Annotated in this window: 16 protein-coding genes; 1 reads left to right on the top strand and 15 read right to left on the bottom strand. The window is 63.1% G+C overall.

The annotated features are described in order from the left end of the window. Position 1 precedes the first annotated feature (1 nt). Positions 2 to 1,882 carry a 3-dehydroquinate synthase gene (locus tag ACYJSS_RS18230; protein WP_111262371.1) on the bottom strand — a complete coding sequence of 627 codons (1,881 nt, stop codon included), beginning with the start codon at positions 1,880 to 1,882 and terminating at the stop codon, positions 2 to 4. Positions 1,883 to 2,895: 1,013 nt separating this feature from the next. Here ACYJSS_RS18230 and ACYJSS_RS18225 point away from each other — a divergent pair. Then, on the top strand, positions 2,896 to 3,675 hold the full coding sequence (locus ACYJSS_RS18225; protein WP_111262370.1) for a COG4705 family protein: 780 nt from the start codon (positions 2,896 to 2,898) through the stop codon (positions 3,673 to 3,675). A 160-nt stretch (positions 3,676 to 3,835) separates the two neighbouring features. Here ACYJSS_RS18225 and ACYJSS_RS18220 read toward each other — a convergent pair whose 3' ends face one another. From ACYJSS_RS18220 to ACYJSS_RS18155, 14 genes are all read right to left on the bottom strand, one after another. Beyond that, entirely contained in the window at positions 3,836 to 4,789 is a 954-nt protein-coding gene (locus ACYJSS_RS18220; protein ID WP_111262369.1) for an SdiA-regulated domain-containing protein, read from the bottom strand. Between the two features lie 70 nt (positions 4,790 to 4,859). Next, positions 4,860 to 6,323: an ArnT family glycosyltransferase gene (locus tag ACYJSS_RS18215; protein ID WP_236204953.1), complete on the bottom strand. Its 1,464-nt coding sequence runs from the start codon at positions 6,321 to 6,323 to the stop codon at positions 4,860 to 4,862. A gap of 101 nt (positions 6,324 to 6,424) precedes the next feature. Further along, on the bottom strand, positions 6,425 to 7,165 hold the full coding sequence (locus ACYJSS_RS18210) for a glycosyltransferase family 2 protein (protein ID WP_111262367.1): 741 nt from the start codon (positions 7,163 to 7,165) through the stop codon (positions 6,425 to 6,427). Positions 7,166 to 7,230: 65 nt separating this feature from the next. Then, positions 7,231 to 7,932 (bottom strand): TVP38/TMEM64 family protein, encoded by a 702-nt coding sequence (locus tag ACYJSS_RS18205; protein WP_236204883.1) that lies wholly within the window; start codon positions 7,930 to 7,932, stop codon positions 7,231 to 7,233. A 27-nt stretch (positions 7,933 to 7,959) separates the two neighbouring features. Next, positions 7,960 to 8,955 carry an NAD-dependent epimerase gene (locus ACYJSS_RS18200; RefSeq protein ID WP_111262366.1) on the bottom strand — a complete coding sequence of 332 codons (996 nt, stop codon included), beginning with the start codon at positions 8,953 to 8,955 and terminating at the stop codon, positions 7,960 to 7,962. Further along, positions 8,952 to 10,292 carry a UDP-glucose dehydrogenase family protein gene (locus ACYJSS_RS18195; protein ID WP_236204884.1) on the bottom strand — a complete coding sequence of 447 codons (1,341 nt, stop codon included), beginning with the start codon at positions 10,290 to 10,292 and terminating at the stop codon, positions 8,952 to 8,954. The genes ACYJSS_RS18200 and ACYJSS_RS18195 overlap by 4 nt, the downstream gene beginning before the upstream one ends. A 206-nt stretch (positions 10,293 to 10,498) precedes the next feature. Then, positions 10,499 to 11,413: an NHL repeat-containing protein gene (locus tag ACYJSS_RS18190; protein ID WP_236204885.1), complete on the bottom strand. Its 915-nt coding sequence runs from the start codon at positions 11,411 to 11,413 to the stop codon at positions 10,499 to 10,501. Between the two features lie 9 nt (positions 11,414 to 11,422). Beyond that, positions 11,423 to 12,010, bottom strand: coding sequence for a class I SAM-dependent methyltransferase (locus ACYJSS_RS18185; RefSeq protein WP_146603030.1), 588 nt, complete (start codon positions 12,008 to 12,010; stop codon positions 11,423 to 11,425). A gap of 179 nt (positions 12,011 to 12,189) precedes the next feature. Then, a complete protein-coding gene (locus tag ACYJSS_RS18180; protein WP_111262381.1) occupies positions 12,190 to 13,413 on the bottom strand; it encodes a sensor histidine kinase in 1,224 nt (407 codons plus the stop codon). 110 nt (positions 13,414 to 13,523) lie between these two features. Then, a complete protein-coding gene (locus ACYJSS_RS18175) occupies positions 13,524 to 14,315 on the bottom strand; it encodes a ChbG/HpnK family deacetylase (RefSeq protein ID WP_111262363.1) in 792 nt (263 codons plus the stop codon). Then, entirely contained in the window at positions 14,312 to 14,698 is a 387-nt protein-coding gene (locus tag ACYJSS_RS18170) for a GtrA family protein (RefSeq protein WP_111262362.1), read from the bottom strand. The genes ACYJSS_RS18175 and ACYJSS_RS18170 overlap by 4 nt, the downstream gene beginning before the upstream one ends. Then, the gene (locus ACYJSS_RS18165; protein WP_236204886.1) at positions 14,695 to 15,693 is read right to left on the bottom strand and encodes a glycosyltransferase family 2 protein; all 999 of its coding nucleotides are present in this window, start codon (positions 15,691 to 15,693) and stop codon (positions 14,695 to 14,697) included. The genes ACYJSS_RS18170 and ACYJSS_RS18165 overlap by 4 nt, the downstream gene beginning before the upstream one ends. Continuing rightward, entirely contained in the window at positions 15,693 to 17,210 is a 1,518-nt protein-coding gene (locus ACYJSS_RS18160; protein WP_111262360.1) for an ArnT family glycosyltransferase, read from the bottom strand. The genes ACYJSS_RS18165 and ACYJSS_RS18160 overlap by 1 nt, the downstream gene beginning before the upstream one ends. A 10-nt stretch (positions 17,211 to 17,220) precedes the next feature. Further along, positions 17,221 to 18,870 carry a phosphoethanolamine transferase gene (locus tag ACYJSS_RS18155; protein ID WP_236204887.1) on the bottom strand — a complete coding sequence of 550 codons (1,650 nt, stop codon included), beginning with the start codon at positions 18,868 to 18,870 and terminating at the stop codon, positions 17,221 to 17,223. Between the last annotated feature and the right edge of the window lie 34 nt (positions 18,871 to 18,904).

Raw genomic sequence — 18,904 nt, 5'->3', positions numbered from 1 at the left:
CTCATCGCGCGTAGCCCTCGGTCCAGGCCGGCTCGCGTGGGCGCATCTCGACCAGTCGTTGCAGGGCCAGCTCCATGGTCGGCTGGTCGATCTGGTGGACATCCACGGCGCGGCCGATGCGTTCGAGCATGGGGATGGACAGCTCGCCCCCCAGGTGCTGGCGGAAATCCTCCAGCCCTTGCAGCACGCGCAGGTTGCCCTGGTCATCGCGCAGGCTCAGTTCGGGCGGCGACAGGTTGAAGCCGAGCCGGGCCAGGAGGCTGAGCAGGCGCTGGGCCTCATGCTCCGCGAGAAGCCCGAGGGTCTTGGCGTACAGGGCATCCAGGGCCATGCCGACGGCCACCGCCTCGCCATGGCGCAGGCGGTGCTGGCTGAGTTTCTCCAGCTTGTGCGCCGCCCAGTGGCCGTAGTCCAGGGGCCGACCGTTGCCGCGCTCGAAGGGATCGCCGCCCCGGGTGATCTGCTCCAGGTGCAGCTCGGCGCAACGGCGGATGGCATAGCGGCTGGGCTCATGGGCGAAGGCGGAGAGGGCGTCGGCCTGTTCTTCCAGCCAGGCGAAGAAGGCCGCGTCCTTGATCGCCGCCACCTTGACCGCTTCGGCCAACCCGGCCAACTGGTCGCGCCGGGGCAGCCCGAGCAGCAGCTGGAAGTCGTTGATCACCGCGTTGGCGGGCTGGAAGGCACCCAGGAGATTCTTCTGCTCGAAGGCGTTGATGCCGTTCTTCACGCCGACGCCGGCATCGTTCTGCGCCAGCACGGTGGTGGGGATGCGGATCAGGCGCACGCCACGGTGGAAGGTCGCACAGGCGTAGCCCACGGCATCCAGCAACGCACCGCCGCCCAGCGCGAGCACGTAGCAGTGCCGGTCGAGGCCGTGTTCGAGCATCTGCCCATAGAGGCGTTGCAGCACATCGGGCGTCTTGCAGGACTCGCCGGCGGGCACGGCGATGGGATCGGCCAGCAGCTTCAGGTCACTCGCGCGGGACTGGAAATAGCCCTGGATCTGCGCGGCCAGGGCAGGGTTGCTGCGCAGCAGGTCCGCGTCGGCGAAGACCATGGCGCTTGCGGGGCGGGTGCCGTTGTCGGTCAGCTGGCGATGCAGGCAATCGTTGTTCGCGGCGAACAGGTGCTCGGTGAACAGCACCGGGTAGCGGTAGGTGACGGTGAAGGAACCCTCCAGCTGGCGGGTGTCGGAGGCGGCCGTGGTGAGGTCGCGACGTGCCAGCAGGCCACGGCCCGCCAGGAACAACGCCGGCAACAGCATGCTGGCCATCACCGCCAGGAGCAGGACCTGGTCCTCGGCGACGAAACTGCCGAGCGCGCCGTAGACCGCGGCCAGGCCCGCATTGGCCAGGGTGGTGATGACCAGGAAACGTCGCAGCGGATAGCGCTGCATGCCGGCGGCGAGTACCGAGGTTTCCGCCAGTACGGGCACGCCACGCAGGCAGATCAGCGACCAGGTGTTGAGCCGGTTGGCCAGGCGCCCGGCCTTGCGCCAGTCCTCGATGTCCAGCAGCCCGGAGGCGATGCGGAAGTACCCGGCCCCCAGCCAGTAGCCCAGCAACGACCCCAGGCACAGGCCGACGAAGATCACCAGGTAGCCGCCTACGGCCCCCAGTACCGCAACCGCCAGGAGCGACACCATGCTTGACGGCACCGGCAGCACCACATCCAGGGCCAGCAACGCGATGACGAGAACGGCGAGGTTGAGCGCACGCACGGGGTCCGCAGGCTGCTGGCCAAGGCTCGCCAGCAGGCGCTGCATGGGTTCTTCGAAAAGGAGGAAGCTGACGATCACCAGCACCGCGAACAGTGCGAGCGACAGGCACAAGTGTTCCCACGGGCCTCTACGCGAGAGGACATGACTCATCAGGCGCTTCATCAAGTTCCCTTTGTTCTTCTGGTTGATTTCCCTATCCCTGGCGAGGCTGTGCTTCGTCAGGTCCAGCGTTCACGTCCTGAGCGGCTGGGGTGCATGTCCACGGTGACTGCGTAATTGCAACGTAGACAGTGGGGTTGTTTTTGCAAGCAAGCCGATGACCGCTGCATGCAGCTCAGGCTGCAGAATGAAAAGCTGTCGGATAGCTCAGGAAACCGAGCCGGCAGACGCAGGCCGCGAAATCCGTGACCTTGCAGCAAAACACGATCCGGGTTGCCGCTCGGGGCGACGGTCAAGCGGTTATGGATACCGGGTGCCGTGATGAGGAATGGCTCTAGCCGAGCGAAATGATGATGACTCAGAGACGTTACAGGTCCTGCTGCACAAGTCTGGGAGTGGATGCTTGCACACCTGTGGCACTGGTCATGGCCGGGCACTGCCTTCGGCTCTTCAATTGCAAGATTTTCTGACTTATATCGTGAGCCGTAATCATGCTGAGAAGCCTTCACGTGTCGCACGCGCCAGCCAGAAACACACTTGTCGCGGTGCGGGCTCAAACTGGTCGACTCCGTGAGTCGCCGCTCTGGTGATCGACAAACAGCCCATGAGGTTGTGCATGATGCCTGTGTCCGCCGGCTGCTGCCCCGAGAGGGAAGGGGCGCGCCCCTGGCGCTATGAAGATCATCCCTGATCGCGCCATCAGTCGCTATCACGGCGAGCGGCGCCGTCGGGAATCGGTGGATGACCAGGCGGAACTGCTGAAGACCAATGACCCTGAAGCTGTTCGTCCTCGCTATATAGCCAGCTGATGCGCAACAGCAACAACACCATTCATCCGTCGGGCAGCAAGTCTTCCTCCCAGCGGCATGCCGCCGGACCGACGAAAACTTCACGGACACCCGACAGGCGCTTCACGCCTCCGTCCCTAACCTCCCTTGCAACTCTCGGCGAGGGTAGTGGGAATACATGCATTCCGGCCCGCTTCGTACAACGAAAGACAACATGGAGGCTCCAGCATGAGCGAGGACAACGGTGTTTGGACCGATACCCTGCAGAACAAGGTTCCAGTGGTGACGTTGGTGTTCTGGGTGATCAAGATCCTGTCGACCACGGTGGGGGAGACGGGGGCGGACTTCCTGATCTTCAAGCTGCATGTCGGGCTGCCGCTGACGTCCCTGATCATGGGAGCGTTGCTGGTGGCGGTGATGCTCATCCAGTTGCGCAGCGAACGCTACGTGCCCTGGAAGTACTGGCTGGCTGTGGTGCAGGTGAGCATCTTCGGTACCCTGGTCACCGACAGCCTGGTGGATACCTACGGTGTGGCACTGACCGCCACTACCGCAGTGTTCAGCGTGCTGCTGGCAATGACCTTCGTGCTCTGGTTCGCTCAGGAGAAGACCCTGTCGATCCGGACCATCTATCCGGGAAGGAGGGAGCTTTTCTACTGGACGGCGATCCTGATGACCTTCGCGCTCGGCACCGCCGCCGGTGACCTGGTCGCGGAAGAGCTGAAGCTGGGCTATGCGGTCTCGGCCCTGGTCTTCGCCGGGTGCATCCTCGCCGTGGCGATCGCCCACTACTTCTTCCGCCTGAATGTCGTGACGGCCTTCTGGATCGCCTATGTGCTCACGCGGCCATTCGGAGCATCCGTGGGCGACTGGCTATCGCACTCGGCCAGGAAAGGCGGATTGGGGCTTGGAACAGTCGGCACCAGCGAGGTGTTTGCCGTCATCATTCTTGCCCTGGTGGGCTACCTGAGCTGGCGCGACCACCAGCAGGCCCAAGCCGGCAAGTGACCTGGGAAGGCGGGCGGCGAGAGCGACGTCCGCCCGTCGATACCTACCAGAATGATGTCCAGCACGATGAGGTCGTAATGCTGGGGCACCGCTGGAAATTCCTTATCTCGAGCGGGTGGCGGTTCGGTGCCACCGCCCCGGGGCTGCGATACCCAGGCGCTCAGTGCTTCTTGAAACGGTAGAAAAGATTGGGTTCGCTGACCACGTACAGCGTGCCCTGGTTGTCGAGGGTCAGCCCTTCGGGCTGGGGCGCATCGTGCTTCAGGTCATCGCCGCCTCGCAGCGAGCGGATGCTGACCGCCTTGCCGCTTCCGTTCAGCTCGATGACCAGCCGGGACTCATCGCTGAGTACCAGGAGGTGGCCGGTCCGCTGGTCGAAGTGAAGGTCCGAGATGTCCTTGGCGAAGACGCTGTCGGTTATCCAGTCGCTGAGGTCCTCGACCTTGACACGCATCCTGTGTCCCAGGCTCGCCTTGACCCCGCTGACCACGTAGAGCTTACGTGGGTCACGCTCCTTGGCGACGAACAGGCGGTCGTTCACCGCATCGTAGGTGATCCCTTCGAGCCCTTTGTTATGGGCACTGGAGGCCAGGGGAATGGCCAGGGTCTCGCAGTCTCGCTTGTCGATTCCTTCACCGGGGTGCTCAGGTATGTGGAAGAAGACAAGCTGCTGCTGTACCTCATCCACCACGGCCACTACGCCGTCCCCCATGTAGGTGATCCCTTCGACATCCTCGAATCCCACCAGCGGGTACTGGGCGGTGACCTTCCCGTCGAAATCCAACTCCAGCAGCCTGGGGGATGCGTTGGTGACGGCCAGCAGCTGGCGCCGGTCCTCGGCGAAGTCGATGGCGGAGAGGTCGTCATCAACACCGATGACCGGCATGGCCTCGATATCCACCTTGAAGTCTGGCAGCCAGAGGCTTTCCTGCCTCCACTGGTCCGCATTGAGGCGGCTGACGACATAGAACCAGACGCGGTCATGCCAGTGGAACTTGCCGGACGCCAGGACCAGCAGCGCCAAAGCCAGTGCACCCAGGCCATAGAGGCCGAGAGCGAGGAACCTGCGTCGCGGTCTGATACTGCGCACGTTGGGATCGATTGTGATGCTCATGCCGAGTCCTGTGCTGCGGGCACCCGGCTCGTGTCCCCGCAGCAGCGGAGCGCGAGTCCTGCCCATGGAGTCAATCGATCGGGTGTTTCCACGCGAAGTGGTACGGCCGGGTCGCATCCGGGTCACTGCACTGGCCGTTATCGGCGTCCTCCTGCACGAGGAACCAGTCTTCCTCATCGCCATCGCCGATCCGTTTCGCCTTGTCGGGTATGAAGCAACGGGCGAGCTCGTTCGGGCGGATCAAGGCGTAGTCAGCAGGGTTGGCGCGCAGCCATTCCGCCGCCTTCTCCGTCTGGTTCGGAGCCAGGACGCCGAAGTGGACGAGAGGCTGACGGGCATACAGCCAATGCCCCTCCTGCCATTGGGTCAGCACGAGTTGTGAACCCCGGGTGGCATCTGCGACGTTGGTCATCAGGAGATGCCTGGGGTTCACACCGTCCTTGATGGGCTCTATGAAGCCCCGCGCGAACCAGGCGAAGAACCAGAGCACCGTCAGTCCGATGAATACTTTCCGCGCGCGAGGCCTCTGGGCGAACCAGCGGCGCAGCAGCCAGGGGACAAGAGGGGCCATGGCCAGGACCAAGCCAGGAACGGCCGGGAAGATATAGATCTTGCGTTTGCCACTGCTGAAGCTGAAGAAGATCAGCACCAGGACCACCCAGCCCAGCAGTACCAGGTAGCGGCCATCCCGCCGGGCGAGCTGGCGCCGCCAGGCGGGGACCAGCCAGGGTAGGGCGAGGACCAGGGGCATCCAGTTCTTGGGGATGACGTGGGTGAAGAAATACCAGAACGGCTCGCGATGGTGCCAGGCGTCGGCATAGCGCTTGGCCGTCTGCCTCAGGAGTATCTCGTCGAGGTAGGCACGGCTGGCTTCGTCGCCGTACAGCGCTACCTTGATCACCAGCGGCAGCAGCCAGCTCGCGATGGCCGCCAGGGCAACCAGCAGGCCCAGTGCCCATGCCCCGCCGGCGCCCGGCATGCGCACGACACCGTTCCAGCCGCGCCGGGCGGCGTAGGCGTATGGGATCAGCATCAGCACGGGGAGGAATCCCACACCCTTGCTGATGATGCCGAAGCCCATGGCGGCGCAGGCCAGGTAGAACCAGCGCCAGGCGGGGCCGAGCAGCAGGTGGCGGGCCATCCCGTAGAAACCAAGAGCGATCCACAGCAGCAGGAAACCGTCGATCTGCCCCGCGCGCTGGATGCTGTAGGTCTGATAGGTGGCAAGGAACAGCAGGCCGGCGATCATGCCCACACGACGGTTCCACAGGCGTGTGCCCAGGTCATGCAGACACGCGGTGGCCACCATGCCGGCCAGCAGCGCGGGCAGGAACAGGGCGATGGTGGGCGGTATGCCCAGTTCGCTCAGGGCCGCGACGACCCACATGAACAACGGCGGCTTGTCGGGGTATATCTCGGCGGCACGATGGGGGATGAGCCAATCGCCGCTCTGCAGCATCTCCAGCGCCACGCCGAGGAAGCGCTCCTCGTCGACGTTGGAGGGGGCGCGCATGCCCAGGCCGGCGCTGATCATGGCCGCAGCCAGGAGTAACAGCAGGATCAGCGAGGCGCGGCTGCTGCGGATCAGCTCCCGGGGCTCTATACGGCCGATGGCGGGGGAGGTCTGGCCCATGTTCAGCCTTCCAACTCGCAGGGCGTGGTGTTTAAGCGCGTACGACGGATCAACCACCAGACGCCGAACAGGTCGAGTATCCCCACCAGCGCACGATCCAGGTTGCCGTAGTTGGAAACGCCGGCGCCACGGGGGCGGTGGTTCACCGGATGAACCAGCATCGCCCCTTGGTGGCGCTGGATCAGCGCGGGGATGAAGCGGTGCATGTGGTCGAAGTAGGGGAGCCTCAGGAAGGCGTCGCGCTCGATCAGCTTGAGCCCGCATCCGGTATCCGGCGTGTTGTCCCTGAGCAGGCGGCCGCGCAGGCGGTTGGCGAAACGGGAGGCCCAACGCTTGCTGGCGGTGTCCCGTCGATTCACGCGGTGCCCGGCGATCAACTTCAGGTTCCGTGGTGCCTGCGGTGAGCGTATGACCGCAAGCATCCCGGGGATGTCGGCCGGGTCGTTCTGGCCATCGCCGTCCAGGGTAGCGAGCCAGGTTCCGCAGGCCGCCTGCGCCGCGTGGTAGATTGAGGTGCTTTGCCCCAGGGAGCGGTCATGCTTCAGGACCCGCAGTTGCGGGTAGCCACCTCGCTTGAGGGCAACCAGGGCGTCGGAGGTGCCATCGGTGCTGCCGTCATCCACCACCAGCACCTCGAAGTCCTCGCCGGCGAGAGCCTGACGGATCTCTTCCAGCAGCGGGGGCAGGTTCTCGGCTTCATTCTTGGCCGGGATCAGTACGGAGAGGTAAGGCTTGGTCGGCATTCTGGCTCCATGCGTGAAAGTTGGGTTCGGGGCGACCGGCTCCGGCGGACGAGGGAGGGGTGGGCTCACGGGGTGTGCTCGACTTCGCCGAGCGCCACGTCGACGCCATCGTCGATGCTCAGGCCGTGGCGGTGCCGGTGATACAGGTAGCCGCCAAGCAGGGCGGATATCACGAACAAACAGATTGCCGTGCCGATGCGCGCGGCCGGTGCCACATTGATGCCGCTGCCGACCAGGGTGAACACCAGCGTCTGCGGCAGGAAGCCGACAAAGCTGGCCGCCAGGAAGGGCACGAGGCGGATGCTCGAGATACCAGCGGCGAGATTCGTCAGTACGTTGCTGCCGACCGGCAGCAAGCGGATGAGCAGGGTCATCGAGAACGGATTCTGCTGGATGAAGCGATCGAAGCGCGCCGCGCGCCGGCCCAGCCGCCGGTGGAGGACCCCCCTGCCGAACAGCCGCGCGTACAGGAAGGTGATCAGGCAACCAAAGAGCGCCGCCGCCGCCCCGAGGAGCGTTCCGGACAGCAGCCCGAAGGCGTAGCCGGCGAGGAAGGCGATGATCTGCCGGGGCAGCCCCACCATGGTGAACAGGGCGCCCATGGCCAGGAACAGCAGGATGCCGGGGAGACCGCGGTCACGGATATGCGCGTCGATCCACGCCTCGTTGATGGCATTGCCCAGGTCGCTGCTGTCGAACAGGTAGCCGATCAACGCCAGGCTGAGGATCAGGCCCAGCCCCTTGAGCACCACGCGGGGGGTCAGCATGGGCGGGCTCCGGCGTACCGGATGGGCTCAGATACCATAGAACCCCCGATACCAATCGACGAAGCGTCCGACGCCTTCGCGCAGCGATGTGGTGGGGCGGAACCCCGTGCGCTCGGCCAGCGCGCTGACCTCCGCCCAGGTCTGCGGGACATCGCCCGGCTGCATGGGCCGCAACTGCCGTATGGCGGCCATGCCGGTGGCCGATTCGATGCATTCGACGAATTCCAGCAGCCTGACGGGCGAGCCGAGGCCGATGTTGAACAGGCGGTCGGTCGGGCCCTGGCGACGTTGCTCGGGCTCGTCCGCATAGGGGGGAGGGCAAGCCTGGACACGGACGATGCCTTCTACGACATCGTCGATGTAGGTGAAGTCCCGCGACATGTCGCCGTGGTTGTAGATCTCTATAGGGCGTCGTTCTAGCACTGCCTTGGTGAACTTGAAGGGCGCCATGTCGGGACGGCCCCATGGGCCGTAGACGGTGAAGAATCGCAGCCCGGTCAAGGGGATGCGATACAGGTGCGCATAGCTGTGCGCCATCAGTTCGTTGGCGCGCTTGGTCGCGGCATAGAGCGAGATCGGGTCGTCGACCGTGTCTCCGATGGCAAAGGGAACCTTGGCATTCATGCCATACACCGAACTGCTGGAGGCATAGACCAGGTGGCCGACCTTGGTCTGGCGGCAGCCCTCGAGCACGTTGATGAAGCCGCCCAGGTTGGCGTCGACATAGACGTGGGGGTTCTCCAGCGAATAGCGCACGCCCGCCTGCGCGGCGAGATGGATGACCCGGTCGAAGCGCTGGCGGTCGAACAGGGCCTGCATGCCTTGGCGATCGGCGATGTCTAGCTTGTGGAACTCGAACCCCGGCGCGCCGTGGAGCAGTTCCTCGAGACGGGCCCGCTTGAGGTCGACGCTGTAGTAGTCGTTGAGGTTGTCGACGCCCACCACCTGGTGCCCGGACCGGCAGAGACGCATGGCTGTGTGGAAACCGATGAAGCCGGCGGCGCCGGTGACCAGGAACCTCAACGGGAAGCCCCGGCGACGGCGCGCCCGATCGAGTAATAGGTGAGGTCCTCACGTGCCAGTTGCACGGGCTCGAAGATATTGCGCCCGTCGAAGACGACCCTGTCGACCAGCCGTTCACGGATCAGGGCGAAGTCGGCTATGCGGAAGTTCAGCCACTCGGTGAGGATGACCAGGGCGTTTGCACCCTCCAGTGCCGCCTCCTTGGTGTCGGTCAGTTGCAGGCCGAGGCGGTCGCCATAGAGCCTCCGGGCCTCATCCATGGCTTCGGGGTCGAACGCCTGGACGCGGGCGCCTACTGCCCAGAGCGATTCCAGCAGTACCCGGCTCGGTGCTTCGCGCATGTCGTTGGTGTTGGGTTTGAAGGACAGTCCCCAGAGCGCAAATGTCTTGCCGCGCAGGTCGCCCTGGTAATGTCGCTCGATGTTCTGGAACACCTTGTGCTTCTGCTGCTGGTTCACCGACTCCACCGCTTCCAGGAGCGCGGGGCGATAGCCGATGTCCATGGCGGTACGCTGCAGGGCCCGGATGTCCTTGGGGAAGCAGGAGCCGCCATAACCGCAGCCGGGGTAGATGAAGTCGTAGCCGATCCGCGGGTCGGAACCGATCCCCTTGCGCACCATCTCGATATCGGCGCCCAGGCGCTCTGCGAGATTGGCCATTTCGTTGATGAAGGAAATCTTGGTGGCTAGCATGCAGTTCGCCGCATACTTGGTCAGCTCGGCACTGCGGCTGTCCATGAAGATGAGTTTCTCCCGATGCCGGCTGAAGGGCTTGTTGATCTCCCGGAACAGCCCGAGGTCACATTCGCCGTCGATGCCGATGATGATCCGCTCGGGGCGCATGCAGTCGTCGACGGCCGAGCCTTCCTTGAGGAACTCAGGGTTGGAGACCACTTGGATGCGCAGCTGGCTCCCCTGGGCGACCAGGGCAGCGTCGATGAGCGCGCCGATGCGCTTCACGGTGCCCACGGGGGAGGTGGACTTGTTGATCACCACCTTGTCTTCGATGGCGTGCTCGGCAATGGTGCGGGCCACGGCAAAGACATGCCTCATGTCAGCGCTGCCATCCTCGTCGGGTGGGGTGCCTACGGAGATGTAGATGACCTTGGCGAAAGCTACGCCCTCATGGGCACTGGTTGTGAAGTGGAGGCGTCCAGCGGCGATGTTGCCCTGGAGCAGGGCCTCGAGCCCGGGCTCGTAGATCGGGGAGCGCCCTTGAGCGAGCAAGGCGATGCGTTCGACGTCGATGTCGACGCAGCAGACGCTATGCCCGACTTCTGCCAGGCACGCCGCCTGAGTCAGGCCGACATAGCCCGTTCCGAAAATGGATATCTTCATTCAGCTCCCGCCCGTCCCTTGTTCCTGAATGGCATCGTTGCGAGTGTTCCTACTCACTCCATGCGCCGGTCAGCCAAACTAGCCATCCACTCGTGAAAAATTCGTTACTCCCAGCTAATAGCCGATCATTGCCTGATTGGCCAAAAAGCATCGGGGCCGGAGCACGCGCGGCGATGAGTGGGCGATGTTCCGCGAAATTGCCAGACCTAGAGGCGCCCGAGCTCAAGCACGCGGTCGCGTCCCTGTTCAGCCACCAGGTATTGCCCAGGCGTCGCCTCGACGATCGTCTGCGGGGAGCGCAGGTGAGAGAGAACCACCTTCAGGTCACTCAACCCTTCCCAGAGGAAGACCCGGGCCATATGGGTCGCATCCTCGGTGATCCAAAGCCCTTCGAGATTGCACAGAAGGAAGCCGGGCTCGCGCAGACCGTCCAGCACCACAGGGTCGGAGCCATCGGCGAGCAACTGGCGGACATGGCCGTGGGTTTTCTCGGTGTAGAACAGACGCCCGTCCGGGCAGTGGGCCACCGATTCCGCCTCATCCAGGCCCGTACGTAGCGCGGTGACTTCATTCGTCTCGAAGTCGTAGCGGAGCAGGCGCCCTGTACCGTGGAGATCTTCTACCGCGTAGAGATAGTGCCCATCGGTGGCCATTCCCTCGACGCTATCGGCAGTGAAAAGCGACCGGGTACTTTGCTCGTCCATCCACAGCACGGGATGCTTGCCCTGTTCCTGGGTGAAGGCCACTCCGCCCCGATAACGAAGCATGCCATCCGGCTTGGACAGACCCGTCACCAGATGTTGCCGCTGACCATCACGCCCCACATGCAGAATGCTCCCTTTTCTGTCCTGGATCTCCTGGCTTACGAACAGCCCGCCATTACCGTCTGGAAGCAGCGCACTGGCGCGTTCGATGGATGTCAGGTGGACGTCGTAGGTCCAACCATGCGCGGCCGTGGCCGGATAGAAGTGGCGCCACGCCGGATAGGCGGCCAGTAGCAACACCAGGGCTATCAATGCCAGCGCTCGGCTGGTTCTCCGGCTGTACGGCCGGGATGGGATGGATGCAGTCCTCGCCTGCGAAGGGTTGCGCGTCCATTTCGAGCTGGCAGCCAATGTCATACCTGCACCTCAGGATGTTTTCCGCAGAATGTAGAAACGCCACATCGAGTACCCGGGCAGCAGGTCCATGTGAGAGAGGACGGTGAAGCCAACGTCCTGGAATTCCTCTTCGATCTGTCGCCTGGGCACGACGATGCGGGCCGACTGTCCTCTTTCCAGGGTCCGTTGCGATTCCAGGCGCTTGCGCCTCCAGGCCTGATAGTTGCCGTCGATCCAGAGCGAGATGATCAGGGTGTCGCGGGTAACCCGATGCAGTTCGCGCAGGACCTGCAGGCGTGACTGTGGATTCTCGATGCGTTGCAGGACACGAAGGCAGAAGATCGAATCCACGGCGTTCTCGCCAAGATCGATGTGCAGGGGTGGGTACTGAACCGCGACCTGTCCTGCAACGCCCGGATTCCGGGTCGTACGGCTCTGGGCCGAGGCACCGGCGAGGTCATCGCCCACGATGACGATCCGGTTGGGGTGGCGGGTCAGTACCTGCCAGAGGTGCCCGCTCCTGGACGACAGGTTGAGCACCAGGTTGGGCTCGCCGGCGTCGCTCAATGCCCGCCGTACCAGGCGCTCTTCGCGCCATGCGGTGAGACGGCCGGCCATGCCTGGGCCAGGTCGCCCGATGGGCGTTTCACCGTCGGCCCTAAGCGCTTTGACACCCGAGAAGTCCAGCACAAAGTGCTTCGTCCGAGGCTGTGACATTTAGGCTCCACTCCATGTATGAGTGAGCCAATCTAGGTGGAGCGCCGTACAGGCGAAGTCAAAAGCACGTGAAAATTGTGTCAACCCCCCATGCCCAGCTTCACGATGAAGCAACTGCCGGTCGCCAGGCTGGACTCCAGGGAAACTTCCCATCCCTGCTGCTGGCATATTCGCTTGACCAGCGAAAGGCCGAGGCCCAACCCCTCGCCCCGGGTCTGCTGGCCGCGCACGAAGCTTTGGAATATCCGTTCCTGCTCCTCCTCCGGGATCCCTTGTCCACTGTCCTCGACACGAAAGCCTTCTGCCATGAGGATGAGTTTGACGCTGCCCGTTTCGGTGTAGTGCAGGGCATTCCGGAGCAGGTTGGACATCACCGTACGTAGTTGTGGGCTCTCGTATCGACCTCGGCTCGTCCCTTCTTCCTCGATCGTGAACAAGAGCCCCTTTGCTTCGAATTGCGGGCTCCACAACCGATACTGCTCGACAGCGATATTTTCCAGAGCGACCTTGTCGCCCTGGACGCTGTTTCCCTGGCCGGCACGGGCGAGTCGCAGAAAGGTCTGCACCAGGTCGTTCATTTCAGCAGTCGCGCGCACGATACGGGCTATCAACGCCTGGTCGGCCGGCGTCAGATGCGGTGTCTCACGAAGGAGCTCGCACGAGGTGCTCACGATCATCAACGGTGTGCGCAATTCGTGGCTGACATCGCTGGTGAACAGCCGCTCACGCTCGAGCGAGAGGCGCAGTTGCCCCAGTGTCTCGTCGAAGGCTGCGGCCAGGTGGCCTATCTCGTCGTCGGGGTAGTCAGGTGCCAGCCGAGGCGCGACGGGGAGCAACTGATCGCGATGGCGGACCTGCTGTGCAAGCCGGCGCACCGGGATCATCACCTTGCGGGCAAGCAGCCGACCCAGCCCCCAGGACCCAATGACACTGAGAATGAATCCAGCGAGCACAACATCGAACATCGTCTGCTCGCGCGCCTCGAACTCGTGCTGGTCCTCCACGAGTAGGTCTTCATGCCCCTTATGGCTGCGCTTGTAGACATAGAAGGCTTCCTTGCCATCGACCATTTCGGAGAACCCCTCGGGGAGCCCCAGGAAACGCTGAGGTATGGCCAGGTTGCCTGAGCGGGTGCTGTAGTAGCGCGTGTTGGCATGGATACGAGATGCCTGCTCGATCTTGGGCTCTTCGTTGATGGTGAAATCCAGCTCCCGGACCAGTTCCTCAGATACCAGGTGCTCTTCCAGGAAGTGCACGATAGCGACGATCCCCAGGCAGAACATGCCGCTGACGATCAACGTCATCAGGACGAACGCGGTGATGATTCGCCGCTCAAGCGGCTGCTTGCTGGGTAGGAATATCAAGCAGGCTCTCCTGTCGGGGTCAAGGCGCAGTGGGGGAGGGTGGAAACGTGTTATCCGCGGAAGCCGGTGAGGAGCACCCGGTTCTCCAGGCAATGCTCGAGGAATTCGTTGCTACCCAGGTAGTGGTACTCCCAGGACCGTGCCGGTCCGATGGCGTCTCCGGCCTCGTTGTCGCCGGGGTGGCACATCAACAGGGCGCGCGTTGGGGCCAGTGCCAGCCACTGTGCCATCAGGTGCGGGAAACCAGCTGACGAGTCCAGGCTGTAGAGGCCGCCGAACCACGCCGGCAGCGCATACCCCAGAGCAGAAGCACGCGCTGAAAAGCCCATGCACATGGCTTTGAGCACGCCCGCCTTGAACCACGCGCGCCCTGCATGGCCAAGCCTGTCCGGACCTCGCAGATAGGGCTTCGGAGCTGTGCCCCAGCGCAGGCTAACCGCCTTGAACAGGGCCTCGCGAATGACCGGGAAGGCATGCACATGCTGATGACCGTCGATGAAATCCGGCAAGCGCTGGAAATGGCCCGAGAACAGGTCGATCTGCTCCAGCATGCGGTCTCGCAACCAGTCGCCGGAAAGACGCCGTGCCTGGCTGAGCAGCAACCAGTGGGAGAGGGGGCGTGCGCCGTCGTCGAAGGGATGGGTCAGGTTGAAATGCAGGCCAATATCGAGCCTGGCAGTTTCAGCCTGGGCCGCCAAGCCAGGCGCAAGCGATGGCCAGAGGGGGGACTGGCTCATGACGCTCGTAGCCGAGATGCGGCCGAGCTCCATCAGCCGAAGGATACGTTCGCTACTCGTCGCCGAGAGCGCGAAATCATCGGCGCACAGGATGATCTTCTTCATGTTGGGCGCGGTCCGTGAAAGGCCCAGAAGCGACCGAGCAGGAAGGTCACGCCCGCGACGGCCACCAACACCAACAACAGGGCTTCCCTGTAGCCGAGCTGGGTGAAGCGCAGCGTGAGGAAGTACAGGGCCTCGTTCAGACAGAATCCCAGGCACGACACCAGGAAAAAACGCGGCAACGCCTTGGCATGAGGGACGTGGCTGGCGTCGAATGTCCGGGTCCGGTGGCCCCAGTAACTGAGGGTAAAGGCCAGCAGGAACCCCAGGACATTGGCCTGCAGGGGGGCCAGGCCGGCGGGAACAAGCAACCCGGCGACCAGGGTGAAGTGCACGAACATCGCCAGCAAACCGACCACGCTGAACCAGAACAACTGTCGGCTCATTGACCAGCTCTCGGGCGATGTCGAGAAACCTGCCGAACCAGATAGGTAGGGCGCTGCTTCACCTCATCGAAGATGCGCCCGATGTACTCGCCCAGAATACCGACCGAAAACAGCTGCACGCCGCCGAGGAAGGTGATGGCTACCGACAGGGTCGGCCAGCCGGAAACCGGGTTTCCGAATAACAGGGTATGGCCCAGCTCCCAGCAGGCGTAGAGGATCGAGCACAGCGAGATGCAGCAACCAGCGAGCGTCCAGATGCGCAGCGGCATGTTGGAGAAGGCGGTGAGCCCCGTCATGCCGAGGGTCAGCAGGCGGCGGAAGTTGAAGCTGCTCTTGCCACCGCGTCGCTCTGCGGTCTCGCACTCCATCGCCAGCTGCGAGAAGCCGACCCAGTTGTAGAGCCCTTTCATGAAACGGTTTCGCTCGGGCATCTGCCGCAGGGCGTCCATCACACAGCGGTCCATCACCCGGAAGTCCTGGGTGTTCTCTGGAATGCGCTGAGGCGAGCCGAGGTTGACCAATATGTAGAAGGCGTGGGTGAAGAGGCGCTTTATCAGGCTCTCTCCGACACGGTCGGGGCGCACACCGTAGACCATGTCGTACCCTGCACGCCACTTTTCCAGAAATACCGGGACCATCTCTGGAGGGTGTTGGAAATCCCCGTCGATGAGTACCGCGACATCACCTTCGGCATGGTCGATGCCGGCGGTGAGCGCGATCTCCTTGCCGAAGTTTCGCGACAACTGCACCAGGACCACCGGCATCGAATCACATTCATCGAGCACCCGTAATGCGGTACCGTCGCGGCTGCCATCGTCCACCACCAGCAGCTCGTGACGGTAACCATGGTCGGTCAGCAAGCCATGCAGGGTGCGCAACAGGGCGCCGATGTTCTCCGCTTCGTTGAAGGCGGGAATTATGCAGCTGACGAGGGGGGACCTGGGACGTTCCCCGTTGCTGCAGGCCAGGCGATCAGGTTCTACGTAGGCATCCATCAGGGCATCTCCTTGCCAGTGGTTGGCGTCTCTTGCTCCGTGCGTGCATCGCCCAGGATCAGGACGGTGTCGCCCTTGACCTTGATCTCCGCCAGGCGCTCAAGCCTGCTTTGGAGTTCATTCGGCAACTCGGAGACATCCCCCGCGCTGACTGCGACGAAATTGCGCGCAGGGCCTAGCAGCCTCTTCAAAGCCTCGGCGTCATGAGTCGCGCGGGTGCGCCCCGATGAATAGAACTCCGAAGAGAACTCCCGCCGCTTGCTCCAGTAGATCAGCTGGCTGTCGGCGTCCGGCTGCAGGGCGTGCCATTGAGCGATGACGGCCTTCTGGGTGCGCAGCAGGCGCTCCGGAACCGCCGCCTGGAGCAAGATGAGGACGATGCCAAGCACCACCACGGCGATCGCCAGCCAGGGCAGCCGGGGAGGGGCGTCGTGCCGGCGGGTGCGGTTCCAGAGTTCGGCGAAGAGCAGGCAGGCAGCGGGCAGCATGGGCAGCGTGTAGGGAAAGATGATATTCCCTGACAGGCTGAAGAATGCCAGCGGCAAGCAGGCCCAGAGCAACAGGAAGGTCAACCAGCCGCCATCGTCGGCCGCCTGGGCCCGGGGCTGCTTGAGGCTGCGCCATATCCACAAGGGAGCGACCAGCGACCAGGGGAGCAGGGCGGCCACGGCGAACAGCCAGATCATCCCGTGCGGCGTGGCATGGGCGAAGCCGTATTTGTCACCTTGCCAGCCCGGGTCCAGGAAACGCTGCACATGCTCGCCCATGATGAAATAGTCGAGGAAGCCCGGCGTGCGTATCTCCGCCCAGATGTACCAGGGGACCGCCACCAGAGCTGCCAGCAGGGAGCCGCGGACCCAAGGAAGGCGTTGCCATAGTGGCAGCCATTGCCGACGCAGGAGCACCCAGAAGAAGAGCGGCATGCCGCTCAGCACAATGGCGATCGGCCCTTTTGCCAGCAACCCCAGACCAATGCCGAGGAAGAACGCGTAGCCCCAGATACCATCGCCATCCACCACGGCGCGCCAGAACGCGACCAGGATCAGGGTGGTGCAGAACACCAGGGCCGGGTCTGTCATCACCGCGCCGGCGGACACGAAAAAAAACAGGCTGCTGGCGAGCATCAGCACCGTGATAAGCGCCATGTCCCGGCCAGCCCGGCGAAAGACCAGCGACCCCACCAACCACAGCACACCCAATGACAGCAGCAGCGAAGGCAGCCGTACGGCGAACTCGGTCTGCCCCAGCAACCCCATGCTGAGCGCGGAGAGCCAGGTGGAAAGCGGCGGCTTGGCCCAGAAGGGAATGCCGTAGTCATGCAGCGGCGTTACCCAGTTGCCGGTTTCAAGCATCTTGCGGGCGATTTCGGCATAACGTGCTTCGGTGGTGTCGGTAAGGGGCACCCAGCCCATGAGCATCAGGCGCACCACCAGCAAGCCGTAGAGGGCACATAGGCTGATGCGTTGCCAGGCGAGGAGGGGAGAAGTAGTGGCGGTGGTGGAGTTGATACGTAGCATCCATGCGTTCCTATTCGATAGCCACGGAAGTGTTTGTCGTGGTGCCACGGCAGGCCGAGAACATGTCGAGCCCGCCCCGGTATTCACTGGTCTGTATCTGCAGCAGACCCAGAACAGAGTGGAAGAGATTGTCGTGGCTCAGCGCCTTGTCGCGTTCCATACGCAGGCATTCGAGATCCAGCCCGAAATCCTGCTGGTAGCTCTTGGAGAACCATGTTAGCAACGGCACGTGCTTTTGCTGGTCCGGGGCCAGCAGATAGGGCGTCCCGTGCAGGAAGAGGTTGTATTCGCCCAGGGATTCGCCGTGGTCGGAGAGGTAGATCATCGCTGTGTCGAAGCGGTCCTGGTTCCTGTTCAGCAGGTCGATCAGGCTCGACAGCAGGTAGTCGGTGTAGACCAGAGTGTTGTCGTAGGCATTGATGATGCTTTCCTGGCTGCAGTTGTTCAGGGCATTGCTGGTACATACCGGGCTGAATTTCTCGAACTGCTTCGGATAGCGCTTGAAGTACTCGGGCCCATGGCTGCCCACTTGGTGCAGGACGATCACCGAATCGTCCTTCATCTGGTCGATGTACTCCTGCAGGCCCGTGAGCAGGATTCCGTCATGACACTCGTCGGTGTTGCACAGCGCCGGGTCCTGCTCATGGCTCAGGTCCTGCAGCGCCACGCGATCACAAGTGCCCTTGCAGCCGGACTGATTGTCGCGCCAGGTAACCGCAAGGCCCGCGCGCTGGAGTACATCCAGCAGCCCTTCCTGGCTGCGGGCCTGGGCTGCGTCATAGCCGCTGCGCCCCATGTTGGAGAACATGCAGGGCACCGATACCGCCGTTTCTGTGCCACAGGAGCGCGCGTTGGCGAATGCAACGACGTCGGGCTGGGACTTCAGGGCAGGTGTCGTATCGCGTTCATAACCGAGGATGCCGAAGTTCTTCGCCCGGGCACTTTCGCCAATGACCAGCACGGTCAGGGACTTACGCTGGTGGGACTGCCAGGCAGGGGCCTTATGGGCATCGGTCGCGATAGGGCGCAGCGGTGCCTTGGCCACCGCCAGTTGTTCGCGCACGTAGCCGAACGAGGCGTTCAGGTAGTTGCTGGGCACCACCAGCAGCCGCAACTCGTGGTGGTTGCGGAAGAGGGAGGCCAGTCCTTGATAGTTGGCCAGGGCTACAACGCCAAGCACCACAAGTGAAGCGATGGCGATGGCCAACTTGCCCAGCAGTTCGCGCCCAAGCTTCTGATGCCTGACCGGTAACTTCCACAACAACCAAGACGGCAGTATTCCCAGGAGCACCACGAACAGAGCGAACTTCAGGGAGAGAAGTCCGCGGACCTCGTTCACGTCTGTTTCCATGACATTGCGCAGCATATTGGCGTCGATCAGTACGCCATACTGGCTCATGAAATAGGCGGCGCCGGAACTTGCCAGAAAGAGAGTTATCAGGAGGGGCTTGAAGACCCAGCGAAACGAGAACAGCACCAGAACAAAGTTGAAGATGGCCAGTACCATCACCCCGAATGCAATGCGCATAAGCATGCCACCAACATCGGACGGGACGATGTTGGCGATATGTTTCCACAGAGGGAAATTATAAAACGATAAAAATAGAGCGCTCGTCAGAAAGGCAAGCAGTTCAGGGCGAATCGAGATCTTCTTGAACATATCTATTAGGACTCATCGCGAGGCCGCATGCAGG

This window comes from Pseudomonas sp. No.21, assembly GCF_054558415.1.
The sequence above is the reverse complement of the archived record's forward strand: the minus strand, read 5'-3'. Positions and strand labels throughout refer to the sequence as shown.

Coding starts and splice junctions, on each gene's coding strand:
- ACYJSS_RS18230 (WP_111262371.1), bottom strand. CDS start 1,882: ATGAAGCGCCTGATGAGTCATGTCCTCTCGCGTAGAGGCCCGTGGGAA.
- ACYJSS_RS18225 (WP_111262370.1), top strand. CDS start 2,896: ATGAGCGAGGACAACGGTGTTTGGACCGATACCCTGCAGAACAAGGTT.
- ACYJSS_RS18220 (WP_111262369.1), bottom strand. CDS start 4,789: ATGAGCATCACAATCGATCCCAACGTGCGCAGTATCAGACCGCGACGC.
- ACYJSS_RS18215 (WP_236204953.1), bottom strand. CDS start 6,323: ATGATCAGCGCCGGCCTGGGCATGCGCGCCCCCTCCAACGTCGACGAG.
- ACYJSS_RS18210 (WP_111262367.1), bottom strand. CDS start 7,165: ATGCCGACCAAGCCTTACCTCTCCGTACTGATCCCGGCCAAGAATGAA.
- ACYJSS_RS18205 (WP_236204883.1), bottom strand. CDS start 7,932: ATGCTGACCCCCCGCGTGGTGCTCAAGGGGCTGGGCCTGATCCTCAGC.
- ACYJSS_RS18195 (WP_236204884.1), bottom strand. CDS start 10,292: ATGAAGATATCCATTTTCGGAACGGGCTATGTCGGCCTGACTCAGGCG.
- ACYJSS_RS18190 (WP_236204885.1), bottom strand. CDS start 11,413: ATGACATTGGCTGCCAGCTCGAAATGGACGCGCAACCCTTCGCAGGCG.
- ACYJSS_RS18185 (WP_146603030.1), bottom strand. CDS start 12,010: ATGGCCGGCCGTCTCACCGCATGGCGCGAAGAGCGCCTGGTACGGCGG.
- ACYJSS_RS18180 (WP_111262381.1), bottom strand. CDS start 13,413: ATGACGTTGATCGTCAGCGGCATGTTCTGCCTGGGGATCGTCGCTATC.
- ACYJSS_RS18175 (WP_111262363.1), bottom strand. CDS start 14,315: ATGAAGAAGATCATCCTGTGCGCCGATGATTTCGCGCTCTCGGCGACG.
- ACYJSS_RS18170 (WP_111262362.1), bottom strand. CDS start 14,698: ATGAGCCGACAGTTGTTCTGGTTCAGCGTGGTCGGTTTGCTGGCGATG.
- ACYJSS_RS18165 (WP_236204886.1), bottom strand. CDS start 15,693: ATGGATGCCTACGTAGAACCTGATCGCCTGGCCTGCAGCAACGGGGAA.
- ACYJSS_RS18160 (WP_111262360.1), bottom strand. CDS start 17,210: ATGCTACGTATCAACTCCACCACCGCCACTACTTCTCCCCTCCTCGCC.
- ACYJSS_RS18155 (WP_236204887.1), bottom strand. CDS start 18,870: ATGTTCAAGAAGATCTCGATTCGCCCTGAACTGCTTGCCTTTCTGACG.